This window comes from Campylobacter sp. CFSAN122748, assembly GCF_045277125.1.
Lineage (GTDB): Bacteria > Campylobacterota > Campylobacteria > Campylobacterales > Campylobacteraceae > Campylobacter_D > Campylobacter_D jejuni.
On record NZ_CP116953.1, the window covers coordinates 1,609,788 to 1,621,375 of the forward strand.

The 11,588-nt window shown below is 30.6% G+C and carries 12 protein-coding genes and 1 pseudogene; 7 read left to right on the forward strand and 6 right to left on the reverse strand.

What is annotated here, in order from left to right; translation table 11 throughout:
* Positions 1-7 precede the first annotated feature (7 nt).
* From tkt to OT390_RS08365, 6 genes are read left to right on the forward strand one after another with little or no spacing between them, the layout of a single operon-like run.
* Positions 8-1,906 (forward strand): transketolase, encoded by a 1,899-nt coding sequence (gene tkt, locus OT390_RS08340; RefSeq protein ID WP_002858974.1) that lies wholly within the window; start codon positions 8-10, stop codon positions 1,904-1,906.
* A gap of 1 nt (position 1,907) precedes the next feature.
* Positions 1,908-3,017 carry an ABC transporter permease gene (locus tag OT390_RS08345; protein ID WP_002876124.1) on the forward strand — a complete coding sequence of 370 codons (1,110 nt, stop codon included), beginning with the start codon at positions 1,908-1,910 and terminating at the stop codon, positions 3,015-3,017.
* The gene (locus tag OT390_RS08350; RefSeq protein ID WP_016818306.1) at positions 3,018-3,740 is read left to right on the forward strand and encodes an ABC transporter ATP-binding protein; all 723 of its coding nucleotides are present in this window, start codon (positions 3,018-3,020) and stop codon (positions 3,738-3,740) included. It begins immediately after the preceding gene.
* A 2-nt stretch (positions 3,741-3,742) separates the two neighbouring features.
* Complete coding sequence (locus tag OT390_RS08355) at positions 3,743-4,633, forward strand: MlaD family protein (RefSeq protein ID WP_406611487.1); 891 nt, start codon at positions 3,743-3,745, stop codon at positions 4,631-4,633.
* The gene (locus OT390_RS08360; RefSeq protein WP_002875844.1) at positions 4,633-5,232 is read left to right on the forward strand and encodes an ABC-type transport auxiliary lipoprotein family protein; all 600 of its coding nucleotides are present in this window, start codon (positions 4,633-4,635) and stop codon (positions 5,230-5,232) included. The genes OT390_RS08355 and OT390_RS08360 overlap by 1 nt, the downstream gene beginning before the upstream one ends.
* Positions 5,233-5,287: 55 nt before the next feature.
* The gene (locus tag OT390_RS08365) at positions 5,288-5,788 is read left to right on the forward strand and encodes a flagellar FLiS export co-chaperone (RefSeq protein WP_002855995.1); all 501 of its coding nucleotides are present in this window, start codon (positions 5,288-5,290) and stop codon (positions 5,786-5,788) included.
* Positions 5,789-6,157: 369 nt separating this feature from the next.
* Here OT390_RS08365 and map read toward each other — a convergent pair whose 3' ends face one another.
* The 6 genes from map to OT390_RS08395 form a co-directional block, all read right to left on the reverse strand.
* Positions 6,158-6,916 (reverse strand): type I methionyl aminopeptidase, encoded by a 759-nt coding sequence (gene map / locus OT390_RS08370; RefSeq protein ID WP_002858416.1) that lies wholly within the window; start codon positions 6,914-6,916, stop codon positions 6,158-6,160.
* Position 6,917: 1 nt separating this feature from the next.
* A complete protein-coding gene (gene murI / locus OT390_RS08375; RefSeq protein WP_002851499.1) occupies positions 6,918-7,670 on the reverse strand; it encodes a glutamate racemase in 753 nt (250 codons plus the stop codon).
* Position 7,671: 1 nt separating this feature from the next.
* On the reverse strand, positions 7,672-8,130 hold the full coding sequence (locus OT390_RS08380) for a C40 family peptidase (protein ID WP_002860097.1): 459 nt from the start codon (positions 8,128-8,130) through the stop codon (positions 7,672-7,674).
* An 8-nt stretch (positions 8,131-8,138) separates the two neighbouring features.
* Positions 8,139-9,308: a Na+/H+ antiporter NhaA gene (gene nhaA, locus OT390_RS08385; protein WP_002872280.1), complete on the reverse strand. Its 1,170-nt coding sequence runs from the start codon at positions 9,306-9,308 to the stop codon at positions 8,139-8,141.
* Positions 9,305-10,453 (reverse strand): Na+/H+ antiporter NhaA, encoded by a 1,149-nt coding sequence (gene nhaA, locus OT390_RS08390; RefSeq protein ID WP_025398631.1) that lies wholly within the window; start codon positions 10,451-10,453, stop codon positions 9,305-9,307. The genes nhaA (OT390_RS08385) and nhaA (OT390_RS08390) overlap by 4 nt, the downstream gene beginning before the upstream one ends.
* 142 nt (positions 10,454-10,595) lie before the next feature.
* Positions 10,596-10,778 carry a YjfB family protein gene (locus tag OT390_RS08395; protein WP_002856010.1) on the reverse strand — a complete coding sequence of 61 codons (183 nt, stop codon included), beginning with the start codon at positions 10,776-10,778 and terminating at the stop codon, positions 10,596-10,598.
* 358 nt (positions 10,779-11,136) lie between these two features.
* Here OT390_RS08395 and OT390_RS08400 point away from each other — a divergent pair.
* Positions 11,137-11,345: pseudogene (locus OT390_RS08400) on the forward strand (hypothetical protein).
* Positions 11,346-11,588: the final 243 nt, after the last annotated feature.

Sequence of the window (11,588 nt, forward strand, 5' to 3'; positions counted from 1 at the left end):
GCAAAAAATGGACATTCAAATTTTACAAGAACAGGCAAATACTCTAAGATTTTTAAGTGCTGATATGGTGCAAAAAGCAAACTCAGGACACCCAGGTGCACCTTTGGGTTTAGCAGATATTTTAAGTGTTTTAAGTTATCATTTAAAACACAATCCTAAAAATCCCACTTGGCTAAACCGCGATAGACTTGTATTTTCAGGCGGACATGCAAGTGCTTTGCTTTATAGTTTTTTACATTTAAGCGGCTATGACTTAAGCTTAGAAGATCTTAAAAATTTCCGCCAACTTCATTCTAAAACCCCTGGACACCCTGAAATTTCAACTCTTGGAGTAGAAATCGCTACAGGCCCTTTAGGACAAGGTGTTGCCAATGCTGTAGGCTTTGCTATGGCAGCAAAAAAAGCACAAAATTTGCTAGGCAGTGATTTAATCGATCATAAAATTTATTGTCTTTGCGGAGATGGGGATTTACAAGAAGGCATTTCTTATGAAGCTTGTTCTTTAGCAGGACTTCACAAACTTGATAACTTCATACTTATTTATGATAGCAACAATATCTCCATAGAAGGCGATGTAGGTTTAGCCTTTAACGAAAATGTAAAAATGCGTTTTGAAGCACAAGGATTTGAAGTTTTAAGTATAAATGGACACGATTATGAAGAAATCAATAAAGCCTTAGAACAAGCTAAAAAATCCACAAAACCTTGTCTTATCATCGCAAAAACAACTATAGCAAAGGGTGCAGGAGAGCTTGAAGGCAGTCATAAAAGTCATGGCGCACCTTTGGGTGAAGAAGTGATTAAAAAAGCCAAAGAACAAGCGGGTTTTGATCCAAATATCAGTTTTCATATCCCACAAGCAAGCAAAATCCGCTTTGAAAGTGCTGTAGAACTTGGGGATTTAGAAGAAGCAAAATGGAAAGATAAGCTTGAAAAAAGTGCTAAAAAAGAACTTTTAGAAAGGCTATTAAATCCTGATTTTAACAAGATAGCTTATCCTGATTTTAAAGGAAAAGATCTTGCTACAAGAGATAGTAATGGTGAAATTTTAAATGTTTTAGCTAAAAATTTAGAAGGATTTTTAGGTGGAAGTGCAGACTTAGGCCCTTCGAATAAAACAGAACTTCACAGTATGGGAGACTTTGTAGAAGGTAAAAATATCCATTTTGGTATCAGAGAACACGCTATGGCAGCGATTAACAATGCTTTTGCAAGATATGGAATTTTCTTACCATTTTCGGCAACTTTTTTCATCTTTAGCGAGTACTTAAAACCTGCCGCAAGAATAGCAGCTCTAATGAAAATCAAACATTTTTTCATTTTCACACACGATAGCATAGGCGTGGGCGAAGATGGACCAACACACCAACCTATAGAACAACTTAGCACTTTTAGAGCTATGCCAAATTTTTTAACCTTTAGACCTGCTGATGGGGTGGAAAATGTCAAAGCTTGGCAAATAGCCCTAAATGCTGATATTCCGAGTGCTTTTCTGCTTTCACGCCAAAAACTCAAAGCTCTAAATGAACCTGTTTTTGGAGATGTAAAAAATGGAGCGTATTTACTCAAAGAAAGCAAAGAGGCTAAATTTACACTTTTAGCAAGTGGAAGTGAAGTTTGGCTTTGTTTAGAAAGTGCAAACGAACTTGAAAAACAAGGTTTTGCTTGTAATGTTGTTTCCATGCCTTGTTTTGAACTTTTTGAAAAACAAGATAAAGCTTATCAAGAAAGATTGTTAAAAGGTGAAGTTATAGGTGTTGAAGCAGCACATTCTAATGAACTTTATAAATTTTGCCATAAAGTGTATGGCATAGAAAGTTTTGGAGAAAGTGGCAAAGACAAAGATGTGTTTGAACACTTTGGATTTAGCGTTTCAAAGCTTGTAAATTTTATCCTTAGCAAATAAAATGAATACAAATTTCAAATTTCAAAATAACACTCTTTTTATCTTTGGAATTTGGGATAAAACAAGCATTTATAAGTTAAAAATAAAAGATTTTTTAGCTTTGATCCAAAGCAAGGAAGTGATTTTTGATTTTAAAGATCTAAAAGCAATTGATACCGCTGGAGTGAGATTTTTCCTTGCTTTGGAAAATGATCTTAAAGATAAAAATATTAAAATCACCAAAGAAGGCTTAAATTCACGCTTTCAAACCCTTTTTGAACTTTGTGAAAAAAACTACCAAAGACTAAGCAAAACAAAAAAATCACATAAAAATTTCAGTGAATACTTTATCGATCTTGGAAAATTAAGTTTAGAACTTTTAAAAATTTTAAGAAAATTCATCAATTTCACAGGAGCTTTTTTCACAAGTCTTTTTTTATGCCTTAAAAATCCTAAAAATTTTCGCTTTATTGCTTTTTTATATCATATAGAAAATTCTGCTTTTAAAGCTTTGCCTATAGTTATTTTAACCGCTCTTTTAGTAGGAGTGGTTTTAGCCTATCAGGCTGCTTATCAACTCGCACAATTTGGAGCCAATATTTTCATAGTGGATTTGATGGGAATTTCAGCCACTAGAGAACTTGCACCTTTAATCGCTGCCATAGTAATCGCAGGAAGAAGTGCAAGTTCTTATACCGCACAAATTGGAGTGATGAAAATTACTGATGAAATTGCAGCTATGAATACTATGGGTTTTCGTTCTTTTGAATTTATTATTATTCCACGTGTCATGGCTTTGGTAGTGGCCATGCCTTTAATCGTTGCCATTAGCGATGCAATCAGTATTATAGGTGGAATGATGGTTGCAAAATTAAATCTTGATATTTCTTTTGTCGAATTTTTAAGACGCTTTAGAGAAGCTGTCGATATAAAACATATCTTTATAGGACTTGCAAAAGCACCTATTTTTGGATTTTTAATAGGACTTATTGCTTGTTTTCGTGGTTTTGAGGTAAAAAACACTACACAAAGCATAGGAATTTATACAACAAAAAGCGTTGTAAATGCTATTTTTTGGGTGATAGCTTTTGATGCTTTATTCTCTGTTGTTTTAACTTCTGCAGGAATTTAAATGGTTGTTAAAGCGCAAAATATCATTACAAAATTTGGAGAAAAAATTGTCCATGATGGCGTAAGTTTTGAAATCAAAAAAAATGAAATTTTTGGTATTTTAGGAGGTAGTGGAAGTGGAAAATCCGTCCTTTTAAAACAAATGCTTATGCTTGAACATTTTGATGGTGGAGAATATGAAATTTTAGGCTATAAACTTAAAAATATCAACGAAGAAGATGCACTTGCTTTGCGTAAAAAATGGGGTGTGGTTTTTCAGTTTGCTGCACTTTTTAGCTTTTTTAATGTTTATGAAAATATCGCCATTCCTTTAAAAGAATACACTCATTTAGATGAAAATAGCATACAAGAACTGGTTTTAATGAAGCTAAAAATGGTAGGCTTAAACGAAAGTGTTTTAAAACAATTTCCAAGTGAACTTAGTGGCGGTATGCAAAAAAGAGTGGCAATTGCTAGAGCTTTAGCACTTGATAGTAAATTGCTTTTTTTAGATGAACCTACTTCAGGACTTGACCCTCATAGTAGTCGTGAATTTGACGATTTGGTTTTAGAGTTAAAAAAAAGTTTTGATTTAAATATCATTTTGGTTACACATGATAAAGAAAGTATGAAAAATTTACTCGATCGTTTTATCATTTTAGAAAATAAAAAAGTTGGATTTTGCGGTACTTATGAAGAATTACGCCTGCAAAATGAACGACTTTTTAAAAGATTTATGGAGTAAAAGTGGAAAATAGAGCAAATTATTTTTTTGTAGGACTTTTTGTTTTTGGAGTATTTTTTGCAAGCCTTGGTTTCATACTTTGGCTTGGTAGATACTCTAAAGAAGAAAGTTTTAAGTATTATGAAATTCACACACAAGAATCCGTTGCAGGACTTGGCATAAAAGCACCCGTAAGGCTTTTGGGCGTGGAAGTAGGTAGCGTAGAAGAAATCAGCATTTACAATCAAGATGAACTCGGCGTTAACATACGCATCAAGGTCAAAAATAACACACCTATAAAAGAAGATACTTTTGCTACTTTGCAACTTCAAGGTATCACAGGACTTAAATTTGTCCAACTTCAAGGCGGAAGTAAAAATAGTAAAGATCTAGTATCTATACAGGGAAAACTTCCAGTCATTCCTTTTAAAGAAAGTTTTTTAGCGACCATAGACAGACAAAGCGAACATATTTTTTCTTTGGTTAAAACGGCCGATGATAAATCAAAAGAACTTTTAAGCGAAAAAAATCTTAAAAATCTAGAAATCCTTTTGCAAAATCTAGCAGAATTAAGTGCAAATTTAAACGCTAATTCTAAAAATTTAAGCCTTAATCTTTCAAACGCAAGTTTAAAAATAGGAAAAATGGCTGATAATATAAGCCTTAGTGCGCAAAATTTCAACTCCAGTCTTAAAGACATAAAAGAAAGCACAATGATTTTAAAAAATTTCATAAAAAAAGCTGATGAAAAATTAAACACTTATGATGATATTAAAGCATCTTTGATTCAAAATTTAGAGCTTTTTAAACGAGTTTTAATTGAAAGCAATATTCTAATAGAAAATTTACAAAACAGCCCTGCTGATTTGATTTTTAAAGAAACCAAACCTAAACTAGGACCAGGAGAAAAATAATGCTAAAGCAATTATTCTATATTTTGACTTTTATTTTTATATTATGCGGATGCTCTTTAAGACACGAAACCATCAACAAAAATGAAAATATCATATTAAAAGATGAAGGAATAGACTCAAATATTTTTTTTAAAAAAACTGGTAAAATTCTTAAAATTCGCAATGCAAATGCACCTTTGTATTTAAACTCGCGAGCTATTGTTTATATAGATAATGGTTTTAGCAACAAATACGCACATTATTTCTGGGGAGATTTACCAAGCAATCTTTATTCTTTTTTAATTTTGTCAAAATTTGAACAAAGCAATATTTTTACAACCCTACTTTCTTCAACAAGCTCTTTAAGTGCGGATTATGCTCTTGAAAGTAGGATTAACTCTTTTGAGCAAATTCTTAATAACAATGAAAACTACGCTCAAATTTCTATAAGCGTAAATTTCATAAATCTTGAAAACAATCAAATAATAGCTCATAAAATTTTCAATACTAAAGAAAAAATAGAAAAAAAAGACATCCACTCTACTTATAATGCTTTTCAAAAAGCCTTGAATAAAATTGGCAATGAGATTGTTTTTTGGGTAAATTCTAACTTATCCTAATTTAGGAACACTTTTTGCTTTTTAAATATTTAGCAATATTTTTGAAAGGTAAACAATGAAAAGTGATTTAGATATATTTAAAAAACACTTAGGTGAAATTCAAGGCGTGAATGAATTTAAAGCAAATCAAATTTGCTCTCAAATCAATGATGCAAATGATTTTATAGGAGCACTTCAAGTGCTTGATATGTCTTTAAAAAAAATAGAAAAAAGTATTCTAGAAAGAATAGATGAAAATTCAGATGATATGCAAAAAAGAACTCTTGATGCCACAGCATCACAACTTATACAAAACTGCTCTTTCATGGGAACAGCTCTTTTTGGAAATATTTTCAATGTTTATGTTGGTAAAAAACTTTTTGAATTTGAAATTGCTAATCCACTTTTAATTCTTCAAACAAGTAATTACGAAGGTGTATTGGCCTATATACAAGATAAAAGAGATGAAATAAAAATCATTCTATCAGAGTTAGCAACCGCAATCACCATGGGCGAAACTATAGATAATACTGGAATTTATAACTCTACAATGGATTTTAAAAATTTATTTAAATAAGAAATAGCAATCGTTTGTTCTCTTTAAGCAAATATAATATATTTTAGCTTAAAGAGATTTTCCAAACTCTAAAAGAGAGTTAGGCTACGAATAAAAAGGGGGAGGGAAATAGCCTAACCCAAACGAGATCTTAAAAGATCTCTTTAAACTAAAATAAATATTTAGATAATTTAACAATTTTTATTAAATTATCTAAACCATATTTATGTTTTAGTTTAATACGATGTGACATTTTATTCTAAAAACACTTAATCTGCTATAAAATATCATTTAGTAACTTAACTTATTAAAGAATATTACTACAATATTATTAAAAAATTTTAAATTTTTAGGATTTTAAGAAAAAAATATTATTTTTATAATTTAATATCATATCATAGAAAGAATTTCAGCACGCCCATTAATCACGGCAACACAATGTTCATAATGAGCCGCATTCAGCCCATCAATACTTCCAGCATCCCATTTTCCATTATAATGCTTTGGTGTTCCATCTTTTTGGCATATCATAGGCTCTATGCAAAACACCATTCCATTTTTAATTTTAGGGCCACTTTTTGCACTCGCACCTTTTTCTAAATAGTTTAAAATTTCAGGCTCTCCATGGGGCTTTCGTCCTATACCATGCCCGCAATATCCACGAAGCGGGACAAAACCTCTTACATGGATAAATTCGCCTAAAGCAGCTGAAAGTTCCTTAAAACGCATTCCATCACGAATAATATCTATAGCATGATATAACGCGTCTTTAGCACAAGAGATTAAAGCTTTATCAGCGGGTGAAACTTCTCCTATAGCAATAGTTCTTGCTGCATCCCCATAATACCCATCAATCAAACTTCCCACATCAAGACCTAAAATATCACCCTCTTTGATAATTTTATCATCTGGAATTCCATGGATACAAACTTGATTTAAAGATGTGCAAATGGCACCTGGAAAACCATAAAGTCCCTTAAATGATGGCTTGGCGCCAAGGCTTAAAATATAATCTTCTGCCATTTTATCGATTTGTTTTAAGCTCATTCCTATTTTAATTTCATTCTCTAAAAAATTTAAAGTTTTTGCTACAATTTGATTTGCTATTCTTAATTTTTCTATTTCATCTGGTTTTTTCAATTCTATCATTTTATTTCCTTAATAAATTTAGCCAAATTTTAGCAGTATTTTTTAAAGATTCAACATCGCTTGAAGCATAAAAATGTAATTTTGCTTTATGATTTTTCAAATCTATATTTTCTCTTTCTTTAAGAAATTCAACTATAGCATCTCCTGAATGAATTAATTTTGTTTTATCACCAAAATACTTACTTAAAGAACGTCCTAGTAAAGGGAAATGAGTGCAAGCGAGTATCAAAGCATCTGGAGTTGTGATATTTTTAAAATAATATTCCATAGCACTTTGCAAAAAATCTCCTTCAAAAATACCTTCTTCAACCATAGGCACAAAAAGCCCTGTAGCTAAAGCATTTATATTTGTATATCCTTGAGATAACAAACGCTTTTGATATTCTTCTGATTTAATGGTTGCTTTTGTCGCAATGACTAAAATTTCTTTATTTTTATCATGCAAAGCTTTTATCGTTGCTTCAACCCCTGCATCAATTACGCCATATACTGGAAAATGTGCTTTTGCTCTTAAAGCATCTAAAGCATAAGCACTAGCGGTATTACATGCAATGATAAGCATATCAATTTGAAATTGTTCAAAAAAATCCAATGCTTCAAGACAGAACTTTATAATAGTATCTTTATCTTTCACTCCATAAGGAACTCTTGCGGTATCTCCATAATAGATAATTTCATCAAAAAGCCTAGCTTCATAGAGAGATTTTAAAACACTAAGCCCTCCTACTCCGCTATCAAATACACCTATTTTCACTTTAATACCTTCTTGCTCCTATATAACGAGCCTTCCAATAAGAACTATTTAGCTCGACTTCTTTTACTCCACCTTTAGTAGATAAATGTATAAATTTTCCCTTGCTCATATAAATACCAACATGCATACCATTTGGCCCTCTACCTGTCTTAAAAAATACCAAATCTCCTGTTTGCAATTTTGATTTAGAAACTTTTCTTCCAGAACCTAATTGAGTTTTTGTAGTGCGAGGTATGCGTATATTAAGCTGAGCTAATGCGCTCTGTGTAAATCCTGAACAATCAGCACCTTTTTTACTAGTTCCACCTAAAACATAAGGGGTTTTTTTCCATTCATTTGCAATAACCTTGAGCCTTGCTTCTTTATTTGTGTTGTAACTAGGATGATAGTTTAGATTCTGATAAAAACTACATCCACTTATAAAAAATATAATCGTAATAATAAAAAAAATATGCCTCATCAATCCCCTTAAGATCGAGTAGTAAAGAATTTAAGATAAATAAAACCCCAAATCCCAGAACAAAATGAGGCTATAAGAATAGCTAAGTTATCTGCATAATTAAAAATATCACTAACTTCATACGCCAATCCATCAATAAACAAACTCATTGTAAAACCAATTCCTGTAAGTATGCAAACCCCATAAAGTTGTTTCAAATTTGAACCTTGGGGCAAAGCTGCAAATTTAAAGCGGATTGCCAAATAAGAAAATAAAAATACACCCACTTGTTTACCTACAAAAAGCCCTAAGAAAATACCTACACTTACACCTGAAAAAATTGCTCCTATATCGATATTGGATAAATTTACTCCAGCGTTAGCAAAAGCAAATAAAGGTAAAATAATAAAAGCAATCCAAAATTTTAAGCTTTCATAAATTTCTTCTAAAAATGCTTCCCCATTTTTAGTTTGCATCGGTATAAAAAATGCTGTTATGATTCCAGCTAAAGTTGCATGTACTCCACTTTTTAAAACACTAATCCAAAGAATAACTGAGCAAATAAAATAAAAAGACTTTCTTGTTATCCCTAAAAGATTTAAAATAAGCATTACCAAAATAGCAAGTCCTGCAACGACAAAAGCAACTATTGATAATTTTGTCGTATAAAAAATAGCTATAATTAAAATAGCACCCACATCATCAAAAATAGCCAAAGAAAGTAAGAAAATTTTTAAACTTGATGGAATGTGCTTGCCACACATCATTAAAATCGCTAAGGCAAACGCTGTATCTGTGGCTGTAGGTATAGCCCAACCTTTTAAAGTATAAGCATCTCCTATATTTACCAAAGCAAACAACATCGCAGGTATAAGTATACCCCCTAAAGCAGCCATAAAAGGTAAAACAATATTTTTAGGATTTTTAAAATCCCCGTGCAAAAATTCCTTCTTAAGCTCAAGCCCTATAGCAAAGAAAAATATAGATATAAGCCCATCATTTATCCAAAGTAAAAAAGGCTTATTAAGCTCAAATTCACCTACACTAAATCCGACTTTTAAATTTAGAAATTCTCGATAATGTTCGCTAAAAGATCCATTTTGCACAAGCAAAGCAAGCAAAGTACAAACTATAAGTAAAACGCCGCCAAAAGCCTCATTTAAAACTAAAGTTTTTAATTTATGTACTATATTATTCATTTAACAATCTTAAGATAAATAAAACCAACAATGGCACTTAAAAAACTAGCTACTAAAATAGCAAGTTTATCCGCATATTCAAAAATATCACTATTTTTATAAGCCAAACCATCAATAAACAAGCTCATCGTAAAACCGATGCCTGTTAAAATACATATACCATAAAATTTTCCATATTTAATATTTTCAGGTAGTTTTGCAAGCTTAAGTTTGATAGCAATAAAACAAAAAGTAAAAACACCTAGTTGCTTTCCTAAAAATAATCCTAGAATAATTCCAAGGCTTACAGGCGAGAATACCGAACCAAGATGCATATCTCTGATATCAATCCCAGCATTAGCAAAAGCAAATAAAGGCAAGATAAAATAAACCACCCAAGGATTTAAATCCTTAAGAACTTCATGCAAATAAGGTTTTTTATTTTTTGTATCAAGCGGTATAAATAAAGAAATAATCACACCAGCCAAAGTCGCATGTACTCCACTTTTAAGCATAGCTATCCACAATACAACACCTACTAACACATACAAAGAAAGATGGGTGATGTGATAATAATTTAACAAAAGCAGAGCAAATATACAAAACAAACAAATAATAATCGCCAAAGCTGAAAGCTGATCTGTATAAAATAAAGCAATAATAACAATAGCACCCAAATCATCAAAAATAGCTAAAGAAAGTAAAAAAAGCTTTAAACTTGTAGGAATTTTATTTCCTAAAAGCATCAAAATACCCACTGCAAAAGCTATATCGGTTGCTGTAGGTATTGCCCAACCTTTCATAGCAAAATCATGGGAATAATTAATAGCAGCAAAAATTAAAGCAGGAGTAATCATACCCCCCAAAGCTCCAAATATAGGTAAAGATACAGCTCTTATATTTTTAAGCTGTCCGCGTAAAATTTCATATTTTAACTCAAGCCCTATACATAGAAAAAATATAGCTATCAAACCATCATTTATCCATAAATCCAACGATTTTGAAATTTGAAAATGATCAAATCCTACTGTAAAATTAGCATGAAAAAAATCTGTATAAATAACACTTAAGGAAGAATTTTTACATAATAAGGCTAAAAATGTAAAAAATATAAGCAAAATACCAGGGAAAGTTTCACTTAAAACCATCTTCTTTATCATTTGCATCCTTGCTCCTAAATAAATATTATAAAAAATTTAATACGATAAATAAAATGGCAAAATTATAACGAAAAAATGCTAAAGAAATAATTATTTAAAAAAACAAGCCCAAGATACCAAAAAGTTCTTAAGCTTGTTCTTAAGATATTTAAGCGTAAATATCCAAACCACTAGAGCTAGAAACTTGTGGAGCGGAGGCTTGAGAGACACCTTCCATACCTTCGATGAGTTCATTCATCAATGCCTCGTTTGTGTCCATAGATTTTTTCAAAACTGAAGTATTAACAGCAGTCATTAAATTAGCATTACCCATAGAAACATCTGAAACCATATCATCCTCCTTTTAGATTGAGTCTTAAGACTTTATTTAAATCGGATGATATTTTTAAAACTTAATATTTTTTACTAAACTTTTTAAAATTTTTCAAGGAAGCCAATATCTGAAATTAAAAATCATAAATTTTTAAGATAAAATCCTATTTTAAAAATTTTTACACTATGAAACAATAAGCAAAATATAAATGGTTGATACTTTTAGAAGCAAATGAAATAGATAAAATTTTACTTCAATAAATTTAAGTTTTATCTTATTTATACGATTTATAATATAATCTAAAAATTACAACTTAAAGAAAAAAATAAAAAATATCTTAAGTTTAGTAAACATTGCAAACTAAGAGGTTAATGAAATGATACTGATGACACCTTGTGGCGTTATAGATACCACAAATTTTGGCAAAAGTGAAGTAAATAAGCAAACTATAAACTTTTCTTTAAAATTTCAAGAAAAAAAGAAAAAGTAGAAGCTAAAGCTGAGAAAGAAGCAAATAAAGACAATAGCGATTCTACAAACATAGATATCAATAAAAAAGATAAACTTTTGGATATATCTGCTTAATCTAAAATATGCTATAACCATCTCCTTGAAGAATACACAATAAATGATTTTTTGATTTTTATTAAGCTTTTAAAACATCAAAAAAGGAAAAATTAAAAATACAAAAACAATATCCCAAAGTGCATAGCTTAAAAGAAAGCCTTGCGATACTTAAAAACAACCCATATTAAATCACAAAAATAAGATATATTTAAAAATTTATTAAAATATATCTTAAATATAATTAATAAAAAATATTATCGA

Excerpts from the sequence above, each read along its gene's own strand:
- tkt (WP_002858974.1), top strand. The coding sequence starts at position 8 with ATGGACATTCAAATTTTACAAGAACAGGCAAATACTCTAAGATTTTTA.
- OT390_RS08345 (WP_002876124.1), top strand. The coding sequence starts at position 1,908 with ATGAATACAAATTTCAAATTTCAAAATAACACTCTTTTTATCTTTGGA.
- OT390_RS08350 (WP_016818306.1), top strand. The coding sequence starts at position 3,018 with ATGGTTGTTAAAGCGCAAAATATCATTACAAAATTTGGAGAAAAAATT.
- OT390_RS08360 (WP_002875844.1), top strand. The coding sequence starts at position 4,633 with ATGCTAAAGCAATTATTCTATATTTTGACTTTTATTTTTATATTATGC.
- OT390_RS08365 (WP_002855995.1), top strand. The coding sequence starts at position 5,288 with ATGAAAAGTGATTTAGATATATTTAAAAAACACTTAGGTGAAATTCAA.
- map (WP_002858416.1), bottom strand. The coding sequence starts at position 6,916 with ATGATAGAATTGAAAAAACCAGATGAAATAGAAAAATTAAGAATAGCA.
- OT390_RS08380 (WP_002860097.1), bottom strand. The coding sequence starts at position 8,130 with ATGAGGCATATTTTTTTTATTATTACGATTATATTTTTTATAAGTGGA.
- nhaA (WP_002872280.1), bottom strand. The coding sequence starts at position 9,308 with ATGAATAATATAGTACATAAATTAAAAACTTTAGTTTTAAATGAGGCT.
- nhaA (WP_025398631.1), bottom strand. The coding sequence starts at position 10,453 with ATGCAAATGATAAAGAAGATGGTTTTAAGTGAAACTTTCCCTGGTATT.
- OT390_RS08395 (WP_002856010.1), bottom strand. The coding sequence starts at position 10,778 with ATGGTTTCAGATGTTTCTATGGGTAATGCTAATTTAATGACTGCTGTT.